Consider the following 24,957-nt stretch of genomic DNA (forward strand, 5'->3'; position numbering starts at 1 on the left):
GCATCGATCGCGCCGTAGAGTAGCGCCGCTTTGCGCTTGTTGCGCTCGTGCATCGCCGCAAGCCCGCCGATCTCGTCCTTGATCCAGCTGAGCATTAAATTTAGCATGTAAATTCCGAAAGTATTCGGGGTGTTGCTCATCGAGTCCGCATCCGCCTGCGTCTTGTAGCGCAGGATCATCGGCGTTTTGGGATTTGCGCGGTCCAGCAGATCCTTGCGGATCGCCACCATCGTAACGCCCGCGGGGCCGCCGTTTTTCTGGATGCCGCCGTAAAACATCCCCACGCTGCTAAGCTCCACGGGGCGCGAAAACAGATCGCTCGAGCTATCGACTACGAGCGGGCAGGCGCACTGCGGTAGCTGCGGATACTGCGTGCCGTAGATCGTGTTGTTCGAGCAGATATAGCCGTAGTCGGCGTCGTCAGAAAATTTAACCTCGGGGATGCGGTCGAATTTGCTCTCCTCGCTACTTGCGACCACGCGGTAGTTTATGCCGAGCACGCCCGCTTCCTTGATCGCTTTGCTCGTCCAGTTACCCGTGTTAGCGTATTCTGCGACGCCGCCCGCGTATAGGTTCATCGGCACCTGCGCGAATTGCAGGCTCGCGCCGCCTTGCAAAAATAAAATCGTAAAATCATCCGAAAAGCCGTAGAGATCGCGCACGCGGCTCATCGCGCTATGCAAAACCTCCTCGAAAATTTTGGTGCGGTGCGAGATCTCCATTATCGAAAATCCGAGCCCTGCGTAGTTTAGCAGCTCCTCTTGAGCCTGCTTTAGCACGCCCAGCGGGATGGTGCTAGGTCCTGCGCTAAAATTTAAAACCCTATCCATTTTGCCTCCTTTAGATGATTTTTGCATTTTTGCTAAGCTGCTGCGAGCAAAGGACGAACTCGTCGCCCGCGGCAAGCTCACCCAAGCTCACCGTTTTGCCGCCCTTTTGGATTTGAACGAGGTCTTTGGTGATCTCAAAAAATTTCGCCTTTTGCGCCAAAAGCTCATCCTTTGCGCTTAACGTGTGCTCTGCCGCGCTTAGCTTGGAGCTGATGAAGTTTTTAAATTTAAGCTCGAAATTTAAAAGCCCCGCGAGCGAGCCTGAAATTTTTGGCTCGATAGATTTTGATCTAAGCTCCAGAGCTGCGAGGCTCAGCACGTTTTGTGCGGATGAAATTTTATCTTTTATCAGCCTATCAAGTGCGTCGCTTACGCCGTCTAGGCTCTGAAAGATCGCGCAAATATCGGGGAGCAGGTCGATCATCGCGGCGGTGGGCGTGAGGCTTCGGTGATCGGCTACGAAATCGCTGATGCTAAAATTGATCTCGTGCCCGACCGCTGAGATGACGGGCGTTTTGGCCGCGTAGATCGCGCGCGCCAAGGCCTCGTCGTTGAAGCACCACAGATCCTCGCGCGAGCCGCCGCCGCGAGCGATTACGATCGCATCGTAGCCCTTCTCATCGGCTGCACGCAGAGCGCTTATGATCGAAGCAGGCGCGCTCTCGCCTTGCACTAGCGCGTTATACAGATCGATCTTGCAAAGCGCGAAGCGGTCCTGCGCCGTGCGAAGCATATCCGCCTGCGCCGCGGAACCCGCGCTCGTGATGATCGCGATGCTTTGGGCGAATTTCGGAAGCTGTTTTTTGTGCGCGATATCGAAGAGCCCCTCTTTGCTAAGCCTTTCTTTTAGCGCGGCAAACGCCGCTTCCAGCTCGCCTTCGCCGCTTTTGCGGATATTTGAGACCTGGATCTGATACGCGCCCGTGGGAGCATATAACGAGACTTTGCCGCTTAGGACGAGCTTATCGCCCACGGCGGGGATAAAATTTATCCGCGCGATAAATTTAATCGATCTTCAGCACGCTCAAAAACGCCTCGCTCGGCAAATTTACCCTGCCGATCGCCTTCATGCGCTTTTTGCCCTCTTTTTGCTTTTCGAGCAGCTTGCGTTTGCGCGTGATGTCGCCGCCGTAGCATTTGGCGGTCACGTTTTTGCCCATGGCGCGAACGTTTTCGCGCGCGATGATCTTGTTGCCGATGCTCGCTTGGATCGCGACCTCAAAAAGCTGCCGCGGCACGATCTCCTTCATCGCTTTGACGAGGTCGCGCCCCTTGGATTCGGCCTTTGAGGCGGGCACGATGATCGAGAGCGCATCGACCGCTTCGCCGGCGACGCGGATGTCGAGTTTTACGAGATCGCCGCGCTTGTAATCGATCGGCTCGTAGTCGAAGCTCGCATATCCCTTGGTGCAGGACTTGAGCTTGTCGTAAAAGTCCATTATGATCTCGTTTGTCGGCACGTCGTATTCGAGTAGGACGCGCTCCGGCGTGATGTAGTCCATCTTGGTTTGGATGCCGCGGCGTAAATTTAAAAGGCTAATGAGATTGCCCAAAAACTCGCTCGGAGTGATGATGGTCGCCCTGACGTAGGGTTCCTCGATGCGCTCGATAAAATTTGGCGCGGGAAGCTCGCTGGGGCTGTGTATCCGCACGCAGGAGCCGTCCGTGAGATACACGGCGTATGTGACGGTCGGCGCCGTGGCGATGAGATCGAGATCAAACTCGCGCTCGAGCCGCTCCTTCACGACCTCCATATGCAGTAGCCCCAAAAACCCTACGCGAAAGCCAAATCCTAGCGCGAGCGACGTTTCAGGCTCGTAGCTAAGCGAGCTGTCGTTTAGGCTGAGCTTGTCCAAAGCGTCGCGCAGGTCTTCAAATTTATCGGTCTGCACGGGATATATGCCCGCAAACACGAAGGGCTTTGCCTTCTCAAATCCGCCCACGGGCTCGGCGGCACGTTTCTTAAAAAGCGTGATCGTATCACCCACCTGCACGTCGGCGACGTTTTTTAGCCCCATCACGACGATGCCCACTTCGCCGCTGCTAAGCTCGCGGGTTTTGGCGGGCGCGAGCGGGTTGGGATACATCAGATCAAGCACCTCGTGGCGGTTCTCGCTACCCATTATATAGACCTCGTCGCCCTTTTTCAGTACGCCGTCGTAGAGCCTAACTAGAGCGAGCGCACCCAGGTAGTTATCGAACCAGCTATCGTAGATGAGCGCCTTAAGCGGCGCGGCATCGTCCGTTTTGGGCGCGGGGATGCGAGTAATTATCGCCTCTAAAAGCTCCTTGATACCCACGCCCGTTTTAGCGCTGACCTCGATCGCGCTACTGCAATCAAGCCCAATGACGTACTCGATCTCCTCTTTTACGCGCTGCGGATCGGCGGCGGGCAGATCGATTTTGTTGAGCACGGGGATGATTTCGAGGTTGTGCTGTAGCGCGATATAGACGTTTGCGATAGTCTGCGCCTGCACGCCCTGGCTGGCATCCACGACGAGGATCGCCCCCTCGCAGCTAGCCAGCGAGCGCGAGACCTCGTAGCTGAAATCCACATGGCCCGGGGTGTCGATTAAATTTAAAACGTATTTCTCGCCGCCGAGCTCGTACTCGAGCCGCACGGACTGCGCCTTGATCGTGATGCCGCGCTCCTTTTCGATATCCATCGTATCCATAATCTGGCTGCTCATCTGGCGCGCCTCAACGGCGTTGCACTCGCTAATCAGGCGGTCTGCGAGCGTGGATTTGCCGTGGTCGATATGCGCGATGATGCTGAAATTTCTGATATTTTTTGTTTTCAAGTGGCTTTCCTGATGAAATTTTAAGCCGCATTGTGCCGAAATTTCATTTAAAAACGGGTAAATGGGCGGCGGAAATTTTAGTGGAATTTTGTGTGAAAATTTCTAGCGGGTTTTGAATTAAATTTTGCAGCAAAATTTTGCTTGGCCTAGTGAAAATCTCATGCTTATTTTAGACTTATCGCTGCCGACGAGCAATTTGGAATTTTAAAGCTCAGCCATAAAAAAAGGCTAACCTTGCGGTTAGCCTTTAAATTTAGCGAGAAGCGCGCGGATTACCAGTCGATTCGCTGATTGCGAATAGTTCTTTTTTCACCGGTATCGGTGGTCATTTGACCAGAATCTCCAGCTGTATCTTTTAGATCGTTTCCGCCGGCAAATGAGCCTACATCATCTTCGGTACCGCTCTTCACGCCGCCTTCACCGCCCCAAGTACCGGCATTCAAGAATTGAACAAAAAAGTAGTTGAAATACTGCGGAGCGCCGGTATAGCCGGTATTTATTCCGCCATTTATCCAAATTCTACTATTGCCGTCGGTAGGCGTATATATTAGCCATGGATTAGTGATGACCTCCACTCTAGTCGTTCCTTTTCTGGCTGCGGCAAAAGTCGTATTTTCGACTCCATCCGTAGTTTTATCGTCACGACTGGATCTAATACCCGCATTTTCAGGCAGGTATTGGCTAACAAAGTACTGTTGAATATTGCCCGAATTATACCTTTGAAGCGTATTGGTTATAAATTTAGAGGTATCGGCGTTAGGAACAGCTATGTTCAATGCATTGAAAATAGTGCCGTTAGGGACCAGATATCTTAAATCCACTCCACCTTTTTGAGGGACGGGGATAGTTGCACAACCGCTCACCTGACCACAATATATGGAGTTTTGTACGCCCACTTGTGCTCCGGTCGCAAAATTGCCCTCATAAATAGTAGCTCCATCGCTAGGCTCATTTGCCTTGCCGTATACGAATAAGGCATAAGTACCGACATTATCGCCGTAATAAGTAAATGCATCTCCGACTTTATATTGTTTAGTATTGCCGTTAGCATAAGATATGTAAGCCGCTCGATCCGCTAAATTTACACCAGTCTCTGCTAGCTCTTGGCGCATTCTATCCAAATACTGATCAAAATCCTCACTTGTAATTGCTACGCTACTATTATCGTAAGTCTCATAAATAACAGAGCTAGATACCATATCGTAGTTTTTATCGAAACTTGCAGGTTCAATCCTATTGTGTAAATTTAGGCTTCCTCTGTTGACATTAAAGTCTTCGGCATAGATCATTATCGGTCTACTAGCCGTCTTATGCATCCTATCAAAATTGAAATAGATCTTTGCATTTGGAGTTCTACCGCCGCTAAATCCTCTAGCCATTAGCATCATTGCATTATCTTTCGGATTATACTCTAGCTGTCCTCCAAAGGCCCCCTGATCGCCGGCCGCTTTTCTAGCATTTACGAAGCCGTTGCTTAGATCTGCATTCGTATAGTAGTTGATAGCCATATTTAAAGGTATAGGTAATTGGTAACCAGCACCTCCGGTAGCTTCGTTTAGTGTCGTACCGTTTAGCGTCCTTACATTATACTTGAAGCACCTGCTGTCGTATGCAGCGCCGCCTGTAGCACAAAAAGCCTCGGCGAAAAACTCAGTTCCGCTAGGTATAGTAAAGCGAACATTGCTGTAATTAGCGCCCTGATAAGGTCTATAATCTACATTCGCTGCAGTGCGATTTAAATTTGCCGCTTCCTGAGCGCCTCTTAAACATCTGCCGTCAACAAGACCGCTTGCAGTAGAACAATCGAAAGAGAAATTTACCTGCAAATCCAAATCGCTAGCAAAGCCACATACCGCAGCAGTTTTAGTAGCATCATCCGGATCTATAACGGCCCTTCCTCCATCGTATAAAGTGGCAACTACATCTTTATAAACTTTATTCGATAGATATGCTATGGCATCGTATTTGATGGTAGCAAGTTGCTGCAATTGTCTAGTAACCGCTTTATTCGCAGTAGGATTATCTCCCGTCGCTACGGTAATGTCGGTTTCTACATCCGGCATACTATAATAAGTAAATGCGCCCGTAATAGCAGTAGCGGAAAGATTTTCGGCAAATGAACTTACGTTATTATCTAAAATCCTAGCCCCACCAGTAGTACCGGCTGCATAAGAAGCATTATCTAAGCTTGTCATGGAGAGTATGATCCTATCCGGCTTATATCTTAGTACCAAGTACTTATTATCTTTCATACCCACATCGCAACCTATTCTACCCAGCTCATCGCGTTTGTTTGTAGAAGAGTTAATAATGCATGTGGTACCTACCCAATCCTGCTTTCCGGCTTGATTTTTAATATATGTCTGATCTCCGTAGTTATCCGTCCATGAGTTATCATACACATTAACCAGAACATCTCCGACATTATAATAGTTAAAAATTTCGCCTTTATCCTCTAGTGCAGCAGTATAAAGTAACGCTGGCTTGATATCTTTCTTCGTAGGCTCTTTCTTTGACTCATTCATCAGATACGGAGCATACTTCATCTTTTTCTTACTAATGTAGCCGTCGGTTACTTCGGAACTTTCATAACCGAAATTTGCCCATAGTTTGGTAGCGGTCTTATCCCATACTCTGGTATAGAACACGTCGAAATTCTTTGTAGTTCCGGCGGTGCTACAATTACCGGCATATTTACCGAAGTCTGCACTCTTGATATCGGTGGTGCCGTCATATTCATACACTCTTTTAGAGGCGTTATATTTAAATCCCTTATATTCTATAGGAATTCCGCCTTGGCAACCGTCTTGTTTAACGCCTTCGTTTAACCTCGAATTTACCTTGTTTTTATCTTTTTCGATATAAAGAGACTGCGATTGGACGCTATTGTAGCATTGATTAGAAATAAATGGTCTTAGATATGTTCTAACCTCGCTTATTTTATTAAATTCATTGCTATCATCCGGGTCCGAATCGCTATTGTAGCTATTTCTCATTCTAAACGCCTGCGCACCGCTAGTGGACATATCGCCAATCACCGCATTATAGTTTGGTACGCCATTATTTTTAGCGCTCTTCGGATAGATTACGCTATTTAACATATCTACGTTGTCTTCATAATCACCGCCCAAACGCAAATTTGTACCTTGATAAAGATCTGCGGTTTCGCCCTTTCTGGTTATATCGCCACTTGCACCCACGTCGACTAGCTTGGCATACTTTTTAATATTATTTTTGGAGCTATCTCCGCTTTTATCATCAGTTATATCAAAATATGCAGGCCTCAAAACAAATGAATCGCTATTGCATATATGGAAAGTTCCGTCGGAAGATATTGCCGTTCCAAGCCAAGTTTGGGCGGTAGTAAGCTGCTTTGTAAGCTCTGCGATTTTAGCCGCTACTGCTTTTTCGATATTTTCCTTCTCCTCTTTTGTAATTCCAGGCTTATAATATCCTGCCTCTTTTAATAGCTTTTGTCTATATTGCTCGATATAGTAATCATTGCGATCTTGCAATGCTGCAGTTATATTGGTATCTACCACTAAACTACTATCAGGTAAATCCAAAGCATCCGGACGATAGCTAAGCATAAAACTCAAGCCTTTGTAAGCATCGGCAATCTCTAAATCTTTCAACTCCAGTATCTTTTTATTATTAAAGAGAACTTCATGATCGACTCTATATCCGCTTTTTTTACTATTACCCAGTTTAAACGGAATCTTATATGTATCCGTTATAAGTTTGCACGCAAGAGTAGAGGCCTGCTTAGCGTCAATTACAGATAAAAATAACTTACCCGGCAGATTAAATTCTTGTAATTTTTCGGTACCGCTATAGCCGCCATATTGAGTCTTTCCGTTTACATTCCTAAATAGCTTCTTATAATTATCCGGTATCGATGAAGTATCATAATCCACACAGTTTCCGCTTGCATCTAGTTCTTTACATTTAAACAACGAACTTAAATTCGGTCTAAAGATCAAATTTGCATCAAAAGGCAGCTCTGAAGCCTGCGTAAACAATCTATCATCCTGATCGGTTGCCTTGCCGTCTTTAAAGTTTTGATTAACAACCTGCAAACCATTAAGAACCATAACGGCAGGTTCATTTCTCTTAACCTCGGTGCATTCTTCTATGTCCGCTCCGTCGTCAAACTGAATTATAGTAGTTTTTCCACCAACGTTAAGCTGTATGTTATATCCTACGGTATATGTAGGCGGAACAAATTTTATCGTTCCGCTATTTACGGTAGCATTAAATTCGGCATAAACTTTATCGCCAGGCTTCATCAAGCCACCATTAACCGTAGAATTTTTTACATCGCCGGCATCCTTACCTATATAAAATGTCAATCTATTATTTGTGGTACTATTAAATTGCCTATCTTTATAAACAGGTGTGGTAACTTTTTTCCCGTTTGCACCTTTTAACACATCTCGCATAGTTTCATAAGGACCTTTTTCGTTATCTTTGAGATATACAAATTCTGCGTCCTCGGCAATATATGGGCTTTGGGTAGTGAAAGTATTGGCGGTTAGCCTATTATCTATTGCCGAACTATCCGCGGTATAGGTATTGTAATCGCCAAAATTTACCATTATCTTCGTACCGACGGCATCCTCACTATTGCCGTTTCTATTTTCAAAACGAACGCGATAGAATACACTTTCCCCAGGAACTACGGCTCCGGTTCCGGCTCCCATATCAAATTGCTTAGGTATACCGTTGCCATAATTCTTAATTCTAGTGCCGTTGTAATCATAAAATTTAAGCCATTCTCTAGCCGTATAAACTTCATACTGATAGCACATTTGAGGGACATACAAATCGGCGGAAATAGCAATCATACTTATGAAGTTTTGATCGGCTTGACCTCCGTTGAGATCTTCCCACGCCGCACCCAAAGAGATGTTTAGACTAGATTGCGCATTCTTCATCTTTGAACTGATATCGAATTCGTCCAGATCAAATCCACCTAAATAACCGGTGCCGTATGGATAGCTATACTTATAGGTGCCGTTATCATTTATAAGTAAAGCGACAGAGCCGTCGTATATATTAGCGCGATCGTTAGCTAACCATTGATTAACCTCACTGGATCCGTATAGCGAATCCATTTGTGCGGTTTCTTTGTGTTGAACTTTAAAATACTCGTCGGAGGTCATTTTTCTCTCGCCACCAAACCCTAAAAACCCTAGCTTTGCATTTACGGACCCACTTCTAGGTGTATAAAATCCACTGATGGTAGCGTTAATGTTTATAGGCGTATATCCATTATTCCAAGGGGTGACGACAAGATAATCGCCGTAAATAGTTACGTTTTTAGGTTTAAAATAGTTATTTTTATAAGCTAAGGCTTCCTTATAAGTCATCTTTTTGCCGGTTACGCTAGCGGAGCTTTGTAAATTTTCCATCAAGTCTTTTCTTGATTTTGAATTCTTATCATATACTACGATTATTCCCCATCCGCCGTACGGCCCAATACGAGCGCTGTCGAACTCTCCATTGGTAAAATCTGCACCGATTGGATCCATACCATCACTCGTTCTTACGTTTCCTACAGTAAATTCAATGCTGTCGGAATAATCTTCAAAATATTGCTTGACTAGATCGGTAATATCTTTAGTGCAGCCATATTTTAAACGCAAACGTAAGGGCTTGCGAGATTTTGCCAAAAAGTTCCAAGCAGCCGTTCCTTCGCATCTATCTCTATAAACATCTTCTATTATGCTAGCTTTACCTTTCGAGCTTTTCATTTTAAATTTCACCCGTGTATACCCCTTAGCAAAACCGGTCAATTTTTTTCCGTCTTTGCTGTTGTATTCTGCTTCGCTGTCAAAATCAGTCGTGCTGAATATATTTCCCTGCCAATAAAGTCTCGCATAGACTATATCGTCTTTAGTCACGCCCTTAGGAAGCCTCAAAACAGCTTTTGAACTATTCAAATAAAACTGTCCGTCGCCGTCATCTTTAATGTATGTGCCTTTTGCTCCCCACATGTAACCACTGCCTGTAGCAGAAGGCCAGCTTAAACTAATCACCGGCTTTCCGGTCACGGCGTAGTCTCCAAAGACGTATGTGCCCGCACCGCCGAATCTAACTATCGGCTTTTGATTTAATTCGTCAGACGGAAAGTTTTTTATAGTGGTGAAATTATACAAACCCTGATCTCCGTGCCAAGTCCAACCACCTCTCCTTCCGTCCAGCCAGCCATCGTCACGATACTCGTTGCTTATTGGGGTAGCAGGATTTATCTTCACGTTCGACCTGCTATCATCTGCAAACGCGTTTGTCAAACAACAAACGAACAGCGCCAAAAGAGGCGCAAAGCTAAAACTCTTAACTTTCATGATACTACCCTCCGGTCAATAACATAATTTTTGACTATTATTTTACATTTTTTTTGCTTAAACTTAGGATGGTTAAAGGGTGTTATGTAAATAAATTTTAAAGAATTTATAAAAAAATAATTTTATAAAGTACGATTTTATTTACTTTAAGCTAAAGTAAAAATTAAATAGCAATGAATAAACAATGACCGCCAAACAAAAAAAGGCGCGAAATTTATCGCGCCTTAAAATTTTAAAATTCTAAAATAAGCCGAATTTACCGTCTTTGCGCTTATAAAGTACGCGCATTTTAGCATCCATATCGTTAAAGACCAAGAACTGATCGGTGCTTTCTTTAAGCTTATTTAGGGCTTCGTCAATCTCTAGCGGCTTATATAGATCCAGCTCGGTAGGGACGATCTCATCAACTTCATCGTTTAAATTTGGCTTATTGGCACCGACTGCATTATCTACGGCGTTTTGTTTCATCTCGTCGCGATTTTTATGAGAATTTACCTTATCGTGGTATCTGCGTAGAACTTTTGAAGCACGATCTACGATGAGATCGACGGCGGCATAGAGATCTTTATCTTTTTGGCGCACGACTATGGTGTCTTTATGCGCTAAATTTAAAGAAAAATCCACTACAAAGCCTTTTTTACCCTGTTTTTCGTCGGCCGAGATCACGCAGCGTCCCGAGATAAGATCTAGATTATATTTCCCAAGCGTTTCAAATGCGTTCTCAACATACTCTTTTATGGGTTCCGTCAACTCAAACTGCTTACCTACGATATTTAAATTCATCGTCTCTCCTTTACGTTATGGTTTTTGCAATGTTCGCCTATTATAGGTTATACGCGGCAGATCCGTAGACGTTACCGTAACGTCTACTAGCGCCATATGAGTAGTTACTACATTATTCGGTACCGGATTCCCCGAGCTATCTAAAAAAGCTCGTGCGCCGATCATATTTGCAGCGGTGCAACCTAAATTTGGATCCAGATAATATATGCTTATAGCTATATTATACTCCGGATTATTTGCATTAGGATAGGTCAAATTTATAGTTTCCAAACAATTTGTACCTGCACCCGCAGGACTTGCAGGATTAGGATAATTATGCGCTTGCATAGCCATTACCGCAAATTCCGTAGCGCTTTGCGCCAAAAGCAGAGCCTGTTCTTTAGAACGTATATTATTTACGTCCCTTGCCGTCATCGCAGCTATACTTAAAGCAGTTATTGCCGTAGTCGCCACTAAAATAATAAAAAATATAGCCGCTATTAAGCTGAATCCTCTTTTCATTAGTACACCACCTGCGATTTACATACGATGAGATCAAGCTGAGCAGGATCAAGGTTTCTACCGTTATCTCTCATACATAGTTTTAAGGCTACGGCGCCATTATCGTAGCGAAACCTAAACAAGCTAACATCCTGTGCAATCAACGCTCGCATAGGAACGGCTCCATTGTATTGCTCGCCCGCCCAAGGCTGATAGTTATATCTCAGCTGCAGATCAAAGTTTTTATCGACAGGATCCGGTGTCGGCGCAAAAAGTAAGTCCGCCTGTCCGGCCGGTATAATCGGCACTATCGAATAAGCGGTATGGGCCACATAGTATTGCTCGGAAAATTCACGATTTCCTATAGCGTTTGGGGGATAATTAGTTATATTTAAAATTTCGGCATTAGCATTATCTGCGTTAGCAGTCGCTACTAAGATCCTCTGCCCATCATTTGCGTATCCGTAAAACGGTCCGATATTTGCGGTTAAATCTCCCGTAGCACTTCTAAAGATAACTCCGAAAGTGCCGTTATTTGCGCTAGCGGAACCTGCGCGTAAATTTGCAAGAACGGCATTTACGCCGGTCAAAAGGCTACCTTGAGTATTTAAGGTAAATGGCCCGTTTAAATTTGCAGCAGCGGGAACTGAGTTTAAATCTATAAATCCACTCCAGCCCGGATTTGCACTACCCAAATTTTTTGTCTCTATGCTTTGCCCTATCCACTCTATAATGTCATGATTTGCCGTAATGGATGAAAGATCTGTAAAATTAGTGGCCAGCGGCTGATCTGCTATCCTGCCTATGACGGTACCCTTAATCCTATCCTCCAGCCTGCCGGAAATTAGCGTTATAGCGTTTTGAGTTCTAGCTTCCAATTGATTAAGCGCTCTGGTATGGACATATGATCTGTAAATTTGGGTGTATAGATCCGCTCCGAACATCGATATAATACCGAAAACTACTATGACGAATACGAGCTCGATTAAAGTAAATGCTTTTTTCATGATGACGACTCACAATCTATCTGGTTAAAACACTTTGCGAAACGTTACCGATATTTGCCGAATATGTCCTAAGCACGACGAAGCTATTCGGATCGGCTGCATCACTTGCCGTTATAGTTATCATCTTTAAATTTGTAGGAGTGCCGTTTGCCGGTTGATCGCTTAAAACGCCGGCAATGCTTTGACTGCCTACATAATTGCCATTGGTTAAAATATCGGTTACATAATCTACTGCGACTCTAATATTGGTAGTAAGTAAGAAATCTCCATCGGTATCTCCTCCCAAGGATTTTACCGGCGGCTGCATGTCTTTATTATAGCCGTTATAGTCGTCTATATCGTTATAAACAGTTGTTTTATCATTACCAAAGCTTGCATGAGGCGTTGGAGCTGCGGGCGATATCGCTCTACTGTTAGCAGCGGTATTTAAAATCCCCGGTCGTATCAGTGTGCATGGCTGTCCGTCCGGACAATTAGTTATGCCTACTCCTCCGGCTCCGTTTAGGATGGAATGAATTTTAACAGGAACCGTGCAGGCTGCAACTATGCCGCCACAAGAAGTCTCTCCAGCCACATAACTCGTATCCCATGGAGCCTTTGCGGCACTAGTTAGAAATGTTTTTGCGCTTAAAACAAGTTCCTGCTTTATAGCAAATTCATTGGACTTCGCCGTTTGCGCGACGATGCGCGGGATCGCCATCGTAGTGATCGCCAAAATCACGATGGTAAAGATCAGCTCGATTAGAGTAAAACCTTTTTTCATCTCAAATCCTTTCTTCCAAAATTCTGAAATTCAAAACGCAAACTTTATTTACGTTATTGGCGCTAATTATACTATTGTTAAACTTAAATTTAGAATTATCCATGGAAATTTCTCGGCTTTTACGAACAAAATTTAACTTTAACCGTTCAAAAAATAAACCCAAAACCTCATTTCTCGATTCGGCCTTTTAAATTTAAGCTTGCATTTACCCTAAGACTATAAAATTACGGGCTAAATAAATTCCAAGGATTTCTTTATGACAAATCTAAATAAAATTCTATTTTGCGCCCTATTTGTCGCTTTTATCGGCGGCTGCAGCGGTAAGGGAGACGGCGAGCTTTTTAATCTAAGCCCCGAGGCATGGTATTCTAAAATTTTAGAAGATATCGATAACGCAAGCATGGAGGATGCCGAGAAGCACTACACCGGCTTTTCGAGCGAGCATATCGCCTCTCCACTGCTTGAAGAGATGACGCTCATTATGGCGTGGGCATTCGTGCAGGACGAAAACTACGAGAAAGCAAACAAATACCTAGACGAATATATCCGCCTCTACGGCACGACGCAAAAGATCGAATACGCAAGATATCTAAAGATCAGAGCAAATTTCGACTCCTTTAGCCGCCCGAGTCGTAACCAAAAGCTAATGCTAAACAGCATAAACGAAATTTATAAATTTATCGCCGAATATCCGCAGAGCGAGTATCGTCCGCTACTTGAGACGATGCTAACGAAGCTCAGGCTTGCCGAGCATCAGCTAAATATCGACATCAAAGACCTTTACCAGCGAACCGATCGCGAAAGTTCTGCCAAAATTTACGAGCAGCGCATCGAAGAATCCCCGCTAAACGGCACCGATGTCATTAAACCGCGCTCGCCTTGGTACCGCGCGATTTTTGAGTAGGAGGGGCGATGCAACTGATGCAAAATACAACCTTCCCGAGCAATCTGCCTATCATCGTCGAGGACGAGCTATTTTTATATCCATTTATGATAGCGCCCCTTTTCATCGGCGACGAGCATAACAAAAAGGCTCTCGATCTAGCCGCCAAAAACGAATCTATGATAATGGTCGTAAGCTCAAAGTCGGAATTTAGCGGCGATAGAAGCTTCGGCGGTATCTATAATGCAGGCGTCGTGGGCTCCGTGATGAGAACCGTACCGCTTCCTGACGGTCGGGTTAAAATTTTATTCCAAGGCGCGCTAAAAGGCAAAATCGTAAAAGAAATTTCGCAAGATCCGCTGGTCGCTACCGTCGATATCATCCACGACGAGCGCGGCAACGATCAAAAATTAGACGCGCTGGTAAGCGTGCTAAAGGAAAAAACCAAGACGCTTAGCACTCTTACGCATTTTTTTCCAAACGATCTGCTAAAGACCATCGACGACGGCACCGACGCCGCGCGAGTTTGCGACCTGATTTTAAGCGCACTGCGGTTAAAAAAGCAGGTAGCCTACTCGTTTTTTACCGAGAGTAATTTGCAAAAGCGCCTTTTCAACCTCATCAACTACATCTCCGACGAGATCGAAGCGCAGAGGCTCGAAAAGGAGATCAAAAGCAAAGTTCACTCCAAGATCGACAAGACGAACAAAGAGTATTTTTTAAAAGAGCAACTCAAGCAGATCCAAAAGGAGCTCGGCGGCGATGCCGATCGCGACGTCGAGATCGAGGAATACCGCAAAAAGCTGGAAGCCAAAAAGCCCTATTTGGGCGAGGATGCCTATAAAGAGATTAAAAAGCAGATCGATAAATTTGCCCGCCTTCATCCGGACAGCGCCGATGCGGGGCTCGTGCAGAGCTATCTGGACTGGGTTTTGGAGGTGCCTTTTGAAAAGACCGCCAAACATAAGATGTCCATCGAGGGCGTTACCGCTCAGCTAAATAAAGACCACCACTCGCTAAAAAAGCCCAAGGCGCGCATCGAGGAGTATTTCGCGCTAAAGCAGCTTTTGGAGCTTCGCGGCACAAGCGGCAAGAAGAGCAAAGAGGGCGGCAAAAACGGCGGCGCGATCTTGTGCTTCTACGGCCCTCCCGGCGTAGGCAAGACGAGCCTTGCGAACTCTATCGCGACCGCGCTTAAACGCAAACTTATCCGCATCGCCTTAGGCGGGCTTGAGGACGTAAACGAGCTGCGCGGACACCGCCGCACCTACATCGGCGCGATGCCGGGCCGCATCGTGCAAGGCCTCATCGAGGCAAATCAAATGAACCCCGTCATCGTGCTCGATGAGATCGATAAAATTTCAAACTCATACAAGGGCGATCCGACTGCGGTTCTGCTTGAAATTTTAGACCCGGAGCAAAACTCGAGCTTTAGGGATTACTATCTAAATTTTAACATCGATCTTAGCAAGATCATCTTTATCGCCACGGCAAACGACGTATCTCTCATACCCGCGCCGCTGCGCGATAGGATGGAGTTTATCGAGCTTAGCTCTTATACGCCGCAGGAGAAATTTCAGATCGCCAAGGACTATCTGATCCCTCAGGAGTTGCAGCGCCACGGCTTAAAATCCGCCGACGTAGCGATCAACCCCGCAGCCCTTGCCGAGATCATCGAAGAGTACACGCGCGAAAGCGGCGTGCGAAACCTGCGTCGCCAGATCGCAGCGATCTTCCGCAAGGTCGCGGTTAAAATTTTAAAAGACAAAGAGTTTAAAAAGATCGTCGTTACAACGAAAAATTTGAGCGAATTTCTAAATAAAAAGGTTTTCGAGATCGACGAAGTGGAAAAGCGCGATCAAATCGGCATCGTAAACGGGCTTGCGTGGACTGCGGTAGGCGGCGACGTGCTCAAGATCGAAGCGGTCAAGATCAAAGGCAAGGGCGCGATGACGATCACGGGCCAGCTCGGCGACGTGATGAAAGAATCCGCGCAGATCGCCTTTAGCGTCGTAAAGGTGCTAATCGACGAGGGTAAGCTACAAGCTGGGCAAGACGCGGACAGGGGTACGGCAAAAGCCTCGCGCGGCGGCAAAAACTCCGCATTGCGCGCAAATGGCGGCGCTGCGTCTAAAAGCCCTGCGGCGCGAAATTTAGACGCGGAGGAAAATTCCGAAAGCTCGGAGCAGATTTATAACAAATTCGACCTTCACATCCACGTGCCCGAGGGCGCGACGCCCAAGGACGGACCGAGCGCGGGCATCACGATGAGCACGGCGATCGCGTCGATTTTAAGCGAGCGCGAGGTGCGCGCAGATCTAGCGATGACGGGCGAGATCACGCTAAGCGGCAAGGTGCTGCCGATCGGCGGGCTTAAGGAGAAGCTCATCGCCGCGCACAAAGCCAAAATCGCCGAGGTTTTGATCCCGCGCAAAAACTACGAGCGCGACCTGGCGGAGATCCCGGACGAGGTCAAAAACGATCTGAAAATAACGCCGGTAGAGCGAATCGAAGAGGTACTGAAGCTGGCGCTCGTTTAAATTTAAAGCGGCACTTCAAATTTTGCCGCTTTAGCCGCGCGCTTCGGCGGAATTTTAAAATATTTATAGCGGCGTTAAATTTTATTGCGTAGCGACGCATTGACGCGCTTGCGGCAAAATTTCTTGTAACGATGCGGCGAACGTAAAATTGCGTAGAATTTTGCATTTGCGCAATCGCGTAATGATGTAAAATTTTAAGGCAGTTTAAAATTTAAGCTTCGTTTTTAGCGCAAAATTTTATGAAATTTACCTTGCAAAGGGAATAAAATGTTTGATTTTAAAAAAGAGTTTAAGCAGTTCTACGCGCCAAAGCAGACGCCGCAAATTTTAACCATCCCGCCTGCAAATTTCGTCTGCGTCCGAAGCGAAGGCTTGTTTAATATGAAGTTAAATTTTATCCGAGCGTTAGCGACAACAAAAACGGACAAGCAAAGATGAAACAAAAAGATTTCGTGATAGCGGCGATGATAGAGCTTGGCGGTGCAGCGACTCTATCGCAACTTTATTCTGCGACCGACATTAGTTCGTGGCCGACGAAAACGCCATTTGCTTCTATACGGCGTATCCTGCAAGAAAACGCAGAATTTTTTAAGATTCGCCCGGGTCTTTGGGGCTTAAAGTCGCTTGAGACGCAAATTTTAAAAGGCTTTGAAAGTGGCGCGAATCCGCGAGATAGCTTCACTCACTCCTATTTTCAAGGCCTTATCGTAGAGATCGGCAACCTGCGCAAATTTCAAACCTATGTGCCGCCACAGGATAAAAATAAAAGCTTCGTCGCAAGCAAAAAGCTGGACGACCTCACTTCACTCAAGGCGATTTACGAATTTGCCTATCCGAGCATACTAAATAAGGCGCGTAGCATCGATGCGATCTGGTTTAACGAGCGAAATCTACCTTACGCGTTTTTCGAGGTTGAGCACTCGACGGACTTTAAAAATTCTCTCAATAAATTTTACGAACTTCAGGATTTTAACGCCAAAATGTTTGTCGTCGCGGATAAGGGCAGGTTGAGGCAGTTTCAAAGCGTAATAAGCGCGTCGATATACAAAGATATTGCCGGTAGCGTGAAATTTGCGAGCTACGAAAGTATCGCCAAACAATACGACTTAGAAAGCGAGAGCGCGAAAGTAAAAATGGGGATTTGATGAAAGAATTTGAAGTAGAGATTGCCGAAATTTTGGCTAAAAAGGTTGTAATTAAAGCGAAAAATAAAGAAGAAGCGTGTAAGATCGCGCAGACGGCTTACGAAAATTGCGAGATTGTTTTGAGTGCAGAGAACTTCGTCTGCGCGGACTTTAAAGCGACGATCGCGGATGAGCCGAAAACTGAAATTTAGGAAATTTATGGAACCAAATTTAACGAAATTCGATGACTTTTTACGCTCACTTAGAAAAACAAATGCAAGCCTTGACTACTTTACCGACTTTGAAAAATGCGGCAAAAATCTAAAATCCGTTTCTATCAAGCTCCACACGCTTGATTTTTTACTCGGTTCAAAGGATTTGAAAACAGATATTTTCACTTTCAAGATACTCTGAAATCGTTCGCGCGAAATTTACGCCTCCGCGATTTTTTCGTGCGTTCGTATCGAGCCCGACTTCCACGCCGAATACGTAATCGTGCAAATTTTTAACCTTTCCGTCCGTAAAAATTTTATCTAGTCCGCTTTCTTGGCAAAACTCATAGATTTTTTCTGGACTTTTAAAATACGTTCCAAGTTTCGTTAGCCCACCGTTAGCCGATATCACGTCCGTGTTTTTATCGCGAACGGCAATGAGTAAATTTAATACATCGAAACACCCTTTGTTTTGCCCGAAAAGAGTGAAAATATCTGCTTTCAAACCGAGGTTAGCAGTAGGAATTTTGCTCTAAATTTAGGAAGCGATCAAAAGATTTTCGATTTCGTTATTAGCGCAGGCGGCGTAACATATCTGATCGAGGCGAATTTTTACGGCACGGGCGGCTCGAAGCTAAACGAAGTCGCAAGGTCTTATATCGAAATAGCACAAAAGATTGCGCTTTGTGGCGGATTTAAATTTATCTGGATAACCGACGGACAGGGGTGGCTGGCGGCTAAAAACAAACTGGAAGAAGCCTACAAAAGCGTTAAAATTTATAATCTCGCCACGCTTTATTACTTTATAAAAGAGCTTAAAAATGTTTAAGTTAGCCGATGATTTTAAGCTTTTTAAAGGCGATTGCTTTAATATTTTGCCTAAATTTAAAGACGAGTTTGACCTCATTTTTGCCGATCCGCCCTACTTTCTCTCAAATGACGGACTTAGTATTCAAAGCGGGCAAATCGTAAGCGTAAACAAGGGCGAGTGGGACAAAAGCTACGGCATCGATGAGATAGATAAATTTAATCTCGAATGGCTTGCGCTCGCCAAAGATGCACTCACGAATAACGGTAGTGTAATGATAAGCGGGACGTATCATAATATATTTTCAATCGGTCGGGCACTGCAAAAGCTGGACTATAAAATTCTAAACGTCATCACGTGGGCAAAGACCAATCCGCCGCCGAATTTTAGCTGCCGCTATCTCACGCACGGCTCGGAGCAGATCATCTGGGCAAGAAAAAGTGAGAAATTTAAGCATATTTTCAACTATGAGCTAATGAAAAAGCTAAACAGCGACAAGCAGATGCGCGACGTGTGGAACTTGCCCGCGATCGCGCCGTGGGAGAAGGCGTGCGGCAAGCATCCAACGCAAAAACCGCTACCGCTTTTGGTGCGGTTAATTTTAATGGCAAGCACTCAAAATAGCGTAGTTTGCGATCCTTTTGCAGGCTCCGCGACGACCGGTGTAGCTGCTAATTTGCTAGGACGAAAATTCGTAGGCATTGAAAAAGAGGACGAGTTTATAGAGATCGCCGTAAAGCGTAAACGCGAACTGGACGCGAATTTCGCCAAATTTAAGCGAAAGATTGCGGATTTGCGACTATTAGAACAAGAGAGTTTGAAATTTTAAAATTTAAGCGTTTGAATTTTAGTGCGCTTTTTGCTTTCTGCTTCGCAAATTTGTAACCGCAAAAAAAATATACATTGCTAGTTTTAAAATTTTGAGCTTCACAGGCTATTTTTGTTCGCCGCGTTTGCTACCATCTTTTTCACTCCGCTAAAAGCAGCTTACAAGTAAGAGAAAACCCAGCGCTACGCTCTAGTTGATTCTTAAAAAGCTGCAAATGCAAGACATGAAGAAGGGCTGGATTGCGTGCGGTTAAATTTTAGAACCACCTTATCTAGCCGCGCGATATTTTTGCCCATCTTGTCGGGTTTAAAATTTAAAATACAACCTCGAAGATTATTTTGCAATGCCCTCCTTATCCATCCGCTCAAATTCAAATCTTTGCCGATTTTTGCTGTATTTGCCTAAATTTAGCTCCACCTACCTTGCTCATCGCGCCGCGCCAAAACCCCAAATTTAACCCCAGCTTAAGCATAAGCTTATATACTTTGGCTTTAAATTTAAGGCGGCAAATGAGATCTCAGAGCGAATTTTTCGGCGTTTTCATTACTCTTCTCGGCGGCATATTATGGGGCTTTAGCGGCGTTTGCGGGCAGTATCTGTTCACGCAAAAGGGCGTCAGCGCCGACTGGCTCGTGCCCTATCGCCTGAGCCTCGCCGGGCTTGCGATGACGGCGTATTATTTAGCGCGTTCGCCGCGCGCAGCCCTTGCACCGCTAAAAGATCGCGCGCTGCTGCCGCAGCTGCTTATCTATGCGTTTTTTGGGCTCATGATGACGCAGTATTCGTACTTTTGCGGTATCGAGCTCTCAAACGCCGCCGTCGCGACCGTGATCCAGTACTCCGCGCCCGCGCTCATCCTCGCCGTCGTTTGCTTTTTAGAGCGGCGCGCGCCTAAAAAGGTCGAGCTCATCGCGCTCATTTTGGCGGTGCTCGGCGTCGTGCTGCTCGCCACCCACGGCGATCTGGGCTCGCTCGTTATCAGCGCGGAGGCGCTGGTTTGGTGCCTCATTAGCGCGCTTGGCGTCGTGATTTACAGCCTCATTCCTACGAAGCTAAATATAAAATACCCCATTGCGCTAAATTTAGGCTGGGGCATGGTCATCGGCGGCGGCGCGCTTGCGCTTTACACGCGGGTTTGGCAGCTGGGCGGCGTGAGCGACGCGGACGGCTTTGCGGCGCTTGCCGCGGTGGTGATTTTGGGTACGATATGTGCGTTTAGCTTTTATATGACGGGGCTAAAAATAATAGGTGCTAGCAGGGCGAGCATGATCGCGTGCATCGAGCCCGTTAGCGCGGCGGCGTTTGCCTATTTTTGGTTGGGGACGGAGTTCGTGTTTCTTGATTTTGCGGGCTTTACGCTCATTATCTCATGCATATTTTTGCTGGCCAAAGATAGGAAAAAGGCCTAAATTTGGAGGAGAGATGATCTATTTGGCACAAACGGATACGACGGCCGGGTTTTTAAGTAAGGATTTTCGCGAGATAAACGTGCTCAAACGCCGAGCAGCGGATAAACCCTGCCTCATAACGACGGCTAAGTTTAGCGAGCTAAAAAACCTTGCTCGCGTGCCCGCTAAATTTAAAAATTTAGTGCGCCGTGCGAGGAAAACGACCTTTTTGTATCCGAACGGCACCGCCGTGCGCGTCGTGAAAGAGTGCGCTCACGAGGAGTTTTTGAGGCAATTTGACTGGCTCTACTCCAGCAGCGCAAATTTAAACGGGCAAAACTTTGACGAAGTCTGGGCGAAAGCGGCAGCGGACGAGATCGTGGATCAAAATTTCAGCCAAAACGCAAGCTCGAAAATTTATAAAATCTCAAAAACGCGCTTAAAGCGGCTGAGGTAGCGCTGCACTCAAAATTTAAACACGCAAAGAGCGCCCAAAAAAGAGGCGAGAGCGAATCGGCTTTGCAAATTTTAAAACCGAATGCCTCGTTTCGGCTACTTTGTCCTCTGCACAATTTAAAACGACCTTCTAAATTTAAAATGGCTCTGTAAATTTAGCCGAGCTGTGAAATCCCGCCGTAGATAGATTACGCAAAGACCGCCAGGAATTTTGAAAAATCCAAATAAAGATCACAGCATACTCGCAGAAAAATTATATAAAAAGCCGCAAAATTCTACTGCAGATTGCTGCCGATTTCTATCAGAGCCGCTACGCGCGATATTTTGATCTAAGCTCTACCTATGTTGCCTGCTTTAGATTAAAATTTCGCCGCTTCTGCCGATAGTTTTAATTAAAATTTCATCGCCGCGTGAGTAAATTTCGATCAAAATTCTATCATCGCCATTGTATATCAAAAATCCCGCCATCGCCGATACTATCGCCTTTCATCGCCGCTATCGCCGCTATCGCCGCCGCAGCTATTGCGCTCTATCTTCACTGCTTCCGCCGCAGCAAGCGCCGCAAAGCCCTGCGCGTCGCTCACGCCCTTTAGCTGCCAAAGCTGCGCGTAAAGCGCAAGCGCACTGCCATTGCTGCGCCACGACTACCGATCCGCGATAAAATTTCCGCCGCCCGCCGCGTAGCGCATCAAAGCAAACCCGTAAATTTTAAAATTTAAACCGCCTATCGCCGCGCGGCACCGATAAATTCCAACCGATAAATTCCAACCGATAAATTCCAACCGATAAACTCCGCCAGCTAGTCCTTCATTCCCGCATAAATCATAAATTTTTATGAATTTAACGCCGCCATTCTTGCTTTATATTAAAATTTCGCTAAAATTACCGCATTAAATTTGAAGTGCAAACGGCTTAGCTTAAACCGCTTGCGGGCAAATTAAATCCATTCAAGGAGCTTTTATGAGCGGTGTTGCGTTAATCATCTGCTTCGCCATAGCGGTCGTCGTGATGATTTTTTTGATCTCCAAAGCAGGCGTTCACCCGTTTTTGGCGCTAATGCTTATCTCCCTGGCGCTCGCGATCGTTGCGGGCATACCGCTAGCCAAGATCCCCGCGATTATCGGCGACGGATTCAGCGGCACGTTTAAGAGTATCGGTATCGTCATAATCTTCGGCGCGCTCATCGGCACCGTGCTCGAAAAGACCGGCGCGGCGCTCAAACTCGCCGATATGGTCGTAAACGTAGTCGGGCAGAAACGCCCCGAGCTTGCGATGCTCATAATGGGCTGGATCGTAGGCATCCCCGTATTTTGCGACAGCGGCTTCGTCGTTTTAAACCCGATCCGAGAAGCGATCAGCAAAAAAATCGGCGAAAATCCGGTCGCTCTTGCAGTAGCGCTCTCCGGCGGACTTTATGCCTCGCACGTATTCATCCCGCCGACTCCGGGACCGATCGCCGCAGCAGGCGCCGTGGGTCTAGGCGGTAATCTGCTGCTCGTAATCGCAATGGGCGCGGTGGTATCATTGCCGGTGCTGATCGCTACGTACTTTTTTTCCAAAAAAGTCGCCAAGAGCGTGCATATAAGCGAGGCTGAAGCAAATGAGGTTATCGCAAAAAGCTACGACGATCTGCTTAAACAATACGGTAAATTGCCGAGCGGATTTTTGAGCTTAGCCCCTATTTTGATACCGATCCTATTTATGGCGCTGGGCTCCGTCGCCAAGATCTTAAAAGTAGGCGGATTTGCGGGCGAAATTTCTCAATTTTTAGGAAATCCTATCATCGCGCTAGCCTTGGGCGTAGTTTTTGCAGTATTTTTGCTCGTGCAAACCGGCAAATTAGGCGAATTTAGCGAGATCACAAACGAATCCTTAAAGATCGTAGGTCCGATCCTCTTCATTACCGCAGCGGGCGGAGTATTGGGCAAGGTCATCACCGACGCCGGCTTCGTAACCTACATCAAGGACAATGCGACCGCGATTAAAGCTGCGGGGATTTTCTTCCCGTTTCTGATCTCGGCTATCCTAAAAAGCGCGCAAGGAAGCTCCACCGTTGCGATCATCACCACCGCTTCGATTATGGGGGCGTTTAACGCGGATGGCTCGCTGATGCAGGTGCTGGGCTTCACCTCCGAAATGTCCGGCGCGCTCGTCGTAATGGCGATCGCAGCGGGCGCGATGACGGTTTCGCACGCTAACGACAGCTACTTCTGGGTCGTTACAAATTTCAGCAAGATGAACCCGCAGCAAGGCTACCGCACACAGACCATGCTAACCCTAATTATGGGTATTACGGGCATGATCAGCGTGTGGATTTTGTCGCTGTTTTTAATCTAGCGGCTCTAAATTTAAAACAGCTCTAAATTTAGGGCAATAAAAGCCCGCCGTCGCGCTTTAAATTTTACTGCGCGGGCGGGCGAGCTATTTTTTTGCTTTAAAATTTTCTGCGAGCCCGAGTGCTCCTCTTTCGCCGATTAAATTCTATCGTACGAGCACGCCTTGCCGTTTAAAACGGCAGCGGTTTAAAATTTTCCTCATTTACCAATGCGGCGGAGCGTAAACTCCTCAAAGCTAAATTTAGGGCTAAATTTATTAAAATGCCAAATTAAAAAGCGGCTTTCGCAATATCCGCGCAAGCCCCGTCTGAAAGGAATTTTATGAAAGTTTTGGTTGCGATCGATTCATTTAAAGGCTCTCTTAGCTCGCTGCAGGCGGGTAGCGCCGTAAAATCGGGCATCGAAAAGCTCTGCGACGAAGTGGTAGTTAGGCCGATCGCGGACGGCGGCGAAGGCAGCGTCGAAGCCCTTGCCGACGCGCTCGGGGCTGAATTTCAAGAGCTAGCCGTGCAAAACCCTCTCGGTAAAAAGATCACCGCGCGCTACGCTCTTGCGGGCGAGCTCGGGATTTTGGAAATGGCGTCGGCGTCGGGACTCACGCTCATCGAAAAATCTCGCCGAAACCCGCTAAAAACAAGCACCTACGGCTTTGGCGAGATGATTTTGCACGCCGCAAACAAGGGGGCGCGAAAGTTTATCATAGGCATCGGCGGAAGCGCCACAAATGACGCGGGCACGGGCATGCTAAGCGCTTTGGGTTTTAAATTTACGGACGAGCACGGCGAAACGCTTGCGGGCACTGGCGAAAATTTGATCAAAATAGCGGCGATCTCGGACGCGGACGTGCCGCAAAGCATCAAAGATAGCGAGTTTTTAATCGCCTGCGACGTGGATAATCCGCTCTTCGGCGAAAACGGCGCGGCGCATGTTTACGGACCGCAAAAGGGCGCGGACGAAGCGGCGGTAGAGGCGCTGGATGCAGGGCTGCGAAGCTTTGCGGGCGTCGTAAGCAGGGGCCTTGGAAAGGAGCTTTGCGGCCAAAAAGGCGCGGGCGCGGCAGGTGGACTGGGCTTTGGCTTCGTAAGCTTCCTGCGCGCGCAGCTAAAGCCCGGCATCGACATCATCACCGAGCAGATCGGGCTGCAAAACGACGTGCGCGACGCCGATCTGATCATCACCGGCGAGGGCAGACTCGACTTCCAAAGCCGCATGGGCAAAACCCCAAGCGGCGTGGCAAAGATCGCCGCGCGCTACGGCGTGCCCGTCATCGCGCTTGCAGGCTGCGTCTCGCCCTGTGCCGGCGGCTGCAACGAGCACGGCATCGGCGCGTTTTTCAGCGTTTTAAACGAGCCGATGAGCCTTGAGCG

Annotated in this window: 22 protein-coding genes; 12 read left to right on the forward strand and 10 right to left on the reverse strand. The window is 46.7% G+C overall.

From position 1 onward, the window contains the following. From serC to Q0438_RS01010, 8 genes are all read right to left on the reverse strand, one after another. Window positions 1–830: 3-phosphoserine/phosphohydroxythreonine transaminase (serC, locus tag Q0438_RS00975; protein WP_299186286.1), on the reverse strand; the 830-nt coding region annotated here is incomplete at its 3' end. 10 nt (window positions 831–840) lie between these two features. After that, on the reverse strand, window positions 841–1,839 hold the full coding sequence (xseA, locus tag Q0438_RS00980; RefSeq protein ID WP_367178479.1) for an exodeoxyribonuclease VII large subunit: 999 nt from the start codon (window positions 1,837–1,839) through the stop codon (window positions 841–843). Next, window positions 1,835–3,631, reverse strand: a complete 1,797-nt coding sequence (gene lepA / locus Q0438_RS00985; protein WP_299186288.1) for a translation elongation factor 4 — start codon at window positions 3,629–3,631, stop codon at window positions 1,835–1,837. The genes xseA and lepA overlap by 5 nt, the downstream gene beginning before the upstream one ends. A 272-nt stretch (window positions 3,632–3,903) precedes the next feature. Continuing rightward, window positions 3,904–9,981, reverse strand: a complete 6,078-nt coding sequence (locus Q0438_RS00990; RefSeq protein ID WP_299186290.1) for a hypothetical protein — start codon at window positions 9,979–9,981, stop codon at window positions 3,904–3,906. A gap of 240 nt (window positions 9,982–10,221) precedes the next feature. Beyond that, window positions 10,222–10,764, reverse strand: coding sequence for a ribosome-associated translation inhibitor RaiA (gene raiA / locus Q0438_RS00995; RefSeq protein ID WP_299186293.1), 543 nt, complete (start codon window positions 10,762–10,764; stop codon window positions 10,222–10,224). Window positions 10,765–10,779: 15 nt separating this feature from the next. Then, window positions 10,780–11,265: a hypothetical protein gene (locus Q0438_RS01000; RefSeq protein WP_299186296.1), complete on the reverse strand. Its 486-nt coding sequence runs from the start codon at window positions 11,263–11,265 to the stop codon at window positions 10,780–10,782. Next, entirely contained in the window at window positions 11,265–12,251 is a 987-nt protein-coding gene (locus Q0438_RS01005) for a prepilin-type N-terminal cleavage/methylation domain-containing protein (RefSeq protein WP_299186298.1), read from the reverse strand. The genes Q0438_RS01000 and Q0438_RS01005 overlap by 1 nt, the downstream gene beginning before the upstream one ends. A gap of 16 nt (window positions 12,252–12,267) precedes the next feature. Continuing rightward, on the reverse strand, window positions 12,268–13,014 hold the full coding sequence (locus Q0438_RS01010; protein ID WP_299186300.1) for a type II secretion system protein: 747 nt from the start codon (window positions 13,012–13,014) through the stop codon (window positions 12,268–12,270). A 256-nt stretch (window positions 13,015–13,270) separates the two neighbouring features. On the opposite strand from Q0438_RS01010, the gene Q0438_RS01015 reads away from it, so the two are divergent. The 6 genes from Q0438_RS01015 (at window position 13,271) to Q0438_RS01040 (ending at window position 17,975) form a co-directional block, all read left to right on the forward strand. After that, window positions 13,271–13,918: an outer membrane protein assembly factor BamD gene (locus Q0438_RS01015; RefSeq protein ID WP_299186303.1), complete on the forward strand. Its 648-nt coding sequence runs from the start codon at window positions 13,271–13,273 to the stop codon at window positions 13,916–13,918. A gap of 8 nt (window positions 13,919–13,926) precedes the next feature. Further along, window positions 13,927–16,437 carry an endopeptidase La gene (gene lon, locus Q0438_RS01020; RefSeq protein ID WP_299186306.1) on the forward strand — a complete coding sequence of 837 codons (2,511 nt, stop codon included), beginning with the start codon at window positions 13,927–13,929 and terminating at the stop codon, window positions 16,435–16,437. 267 nt (window positions 16,438–16,704) lie between these two features. Continuing rightward, window positions 16,705–16,875 (forward strand): hypothetical protein, encoded by a 171-nt coding sequence (locus Q0438_RS01025; RefSeq protein ID WP_299186310.1) that lies wholly within the window; start codon window positions 16,705–16,707, stop codon window positions 16,873–16,875. Further along, a complete protein-coding gene (locus tag Q0438_RS01030) occupies window positions 16,872–17,582 on the forward strand; it encodes a hypothetical protein (protein ID WP_299186312.1) in 711 nt (236 codons plus the stop codon). The genes Q0438_RS01025 and Q0438_RS01030 overlap by 4 nt, the downstream gene beginning before the upstream one ends. Then, window positions 17,582–17,773, forward strand: coding sequence for a DpnD/PcfM family protein (locus Q0438_RS01035; protein WP_298101534.1), 192 nt, complete (start codon window positions 17,582–17,584; stop codon window positions 17,771–17,773). Before Q0438_RS01030 ends, Q0438_RS01035 begins: the two co-directional genes overlap by 1 nt. A gap of 7 nt (window positions 17,774–17,780) precedes the next feature. After that, window positions 17,781–17,975: a DpnII family type II restriction endonuclease gene (locus Q0438_RS01040; protein WP_299186315.1), complete on the forward strand. Its 195-nt coding sequence runs from the start codon at window positions 17,781–17,783 to the stop codon at window positions 17,973–17,975. Here Q0438_RS01040 and Q0438_RS01045 read toward each other — a convergent pair. Next, window positions 17,931–18,278: a DpnII family type II restriction endonuclease gene (locus tag Q0438_RS01045; RefSeq protein WP_299186318.1), complete on the reverse strand. Its 348-nt coding sequence runs from the start codon at window positions 18,276–18,278 to the stop codon at window positions 17,931–17,933. The genes Q0438_RS01040 and Q0438_RS01045 overlap by 45 nt on opposite strands. Here Q0438_RS01045 and Q0438_RS01050 point away from each other — a divergent pair. Both Q0438_RS01050 and Q0438_RS01055 read left to right on the forward strand, forming a co-directional pair. Continuing rightward, window positions 18,246–18,602, forward strand: coding sequence for a DpnII family type II restriction endonuclease (locus tag Q0438_RS01050; protein ID WP_297997536.1), 357 nt, complete (start codon window positions 18,246–18,248; stop codon window positions 18,600–18,602). The two genes, Q0438_RS01045 and Q0438_RS01050, sit on opposite strands and share 33 nt — an antisense overlap. Further along, window positions 18,595–19,410, forward strand: a complete 816-nt coding sequence (locus Q0438_RS01055) for a site-specific DNA-methyltransferase (protein WP_299186321.1) — start codon at window positions 18,595–18,597, stop codon at window positions 19,408–19,410. Before Q0438_RS01050 ends, Q0438_RS01055 begins: the two co-directional genes overlap by 8 nt. A 200-nt stretch (window positions 19,411–19,610) precedes the next feature. On the opposite strand, the gene Q0438_RS01060 is transcribed toward Q0438_RS01055, so the two are convergent. Continuing rightward, on the reverse strand, window positions 19,611–19,754 hold the full coding sequence (locus Q0438_RS01060; protein ID WP_299186324.1) for a hypothetical protein: 144 nt from the start codon (window positions 19,752–19,754) through the stop codon (window positions 19,611–19,613). Window positions 19,755–19,919: 165 nt separating this feature from the next. On the opposite strand from Q0438_RS01060, the gene Q0438_RS01065 reads away from it, so the two are divergent. The 4 genes from Q0438_RS01065 to Q0438_RS01080 form a co-directional block, all read left to right on the forward strand. Further along, window positions 19,920–20,819, forward strand: coding sequence for a DMT family transporter (locus Q0438_RS01065; RefSeq protein WP_299186327.1), 900 nt, complete (start codon window positions 19,920–19,922; stop codon window positions 20,817–20,819). 13 nt (window positions 20,820–20,832) lie between these two features. Then, window positions 20,833–21,255: a Sua5 YciO YrdC YwlC family protein gene (locus Q0438_RS01070; protein ID WP_299186330.1), complete on the forward strand. Its 423-nt coding sequence runs from the start codon at window positions 20,833–20,835 to the stop codon at window positions 21,253–21,255. A gap of 959 nt (window positions 21,256–22,214) precedes the next feature. Then, window positions 22,215–23,591 carry a GntP family permease gene (locus tag Q0438_RS01075; RefSeq protein ID WP_299186332.1) on the forward strand — a complete coding sequence of 459 codons (1,377 nt, stop codon included), beginning with the start codon at window positions 22,215–22,217 and terminating at the stop codon, window positions 23,589–23,591. A 320-nt stretch (window positions 23,592–23,911) separates the two neighbouring features. Then, on the forward strand, window positions 23,912–24,957 hold a 1,046-nt coding region (locus tag Q0438_RS01080), incomplete at its 3' end, for a glycerate kinase (RefSeq protein ID WP_299186335.1).

It is taken from the genome of uncultured Campylobacter sp. (genome assembly GCF_938030785.1).
GTDB lineage: Bacteria > Campylobacterota > Campylobacteria > Campylobacterales > Campylobacteraceae > Campylobacter_B.

Excerpts from the sequence above, each read along its gene's own strand:
- Q0438_RS01040 (WP_299186315.1), top strand. The coding sequence starts at position 17,781 with ATGGAACCAAATTTAACGAAATTCGATGACTTTTTACGCTCACTTAGA.
- Q0438_RS01015 (WP_299186303.1), top strand. The coding sequence starts at position 13,271 with ATGACAAATCTAAATAAAATTCTATTTTGCGCCCTATTTGTCGCTTTT.
- raiA (WP_299186293.1), bottom strand. The coding sequence starts at position 10,764 with ATGAATTTAAATATCGTAGGTAAGCAGTTTGAGTTGACGGAACCCATA.
- Q0438_RS01010 (WP_299186300.1), bottom strand. The coding sequence starts at position 13,014 with ATGAAAAAAGGTTTTACTCTAATCGAGCTGATCTTTACCATCGTGATT.
- Q0438_RS01005 (WP_299186298.1), bottom strand. The coding sequence starts at position 12,251 with ATGAAAAAAGCATTTACTTTAATCGAGCTCGTATTCGTCATAGTAGTT.
- Q0438_RS01075 (WP_299186332.1), top strand. The coding sequence starts at position 22,215 with ATGAGCGGTGTTGCGTTAATCATCTGCTTCGCCATAGCGGTCGTCGTG.
- Q0438_RS01000 (WP_299186296.1), bottom strand. The coding sequence starts at position 11,265 with ATGAAAAGAGGATTCAGCTTAATAGCGGCTATATTTTTTATTATTTTA.
- Q0438_RS01070 (WP_299186330.1), top strand. The coding sequence starts at position 20,833 with ATGATCTATTTGGCACAAACGGATACGACGGCCGGGTTTTTAAGTAAG.
- lon (WP_299186306.1), top strand. The coding sequence starts at position 13,927 with ATGCAACTGATGCAAAATACAACCTTCCCGAGCAATCTGCCTATCATC.
- Q0438_RS01055 (WP_299186321.1), top strand. The coding sequence starts at position 18,595 with ATGTTTAAGTTAGCCGATGATTTTAAGCTTTTTAAAGGCGATTGCTTT.
- Q0438_RS01035 (WP_298101534.1), top strand. The coding sequence starts at position 17,582 with ATGAAAGAATTTGAAGTAGAGATTGCCGAAATTTTGGCTAAAAAGGTT.
- Q0438_RS01030 (WP_299186312.1), top strand. The coding sequence starts at position 16,872 with ATGAAACAAAAAGATTTCGTGATAGCGGCGATGATAGAGCTTGGCGGT.
- Q0438_RS01025 (WP_299186310.1), top strand. The coding sequence starts at position 16,705 with ATGTTTGATTTTAAAAAAGAGTTTAAGCAGTTCTACGCGCCAAAGCAG.
- Q0438_RS01065 (WP_299186327.1), top strand. The coding sequence starts at position 19,920 with ATGAGATCTCAGAGCGAATTTTTCGGCGTTTTCATTACTCTTCTCGGC.
- Q0438_RS00990 (WP_299186290.1), bottom strand. The coding sequence starts at position 9,981 with ATGAAAGTTAAGAGTTTTAGCTTTGCGCCTCTTTTGGCGCTGTTCGTT.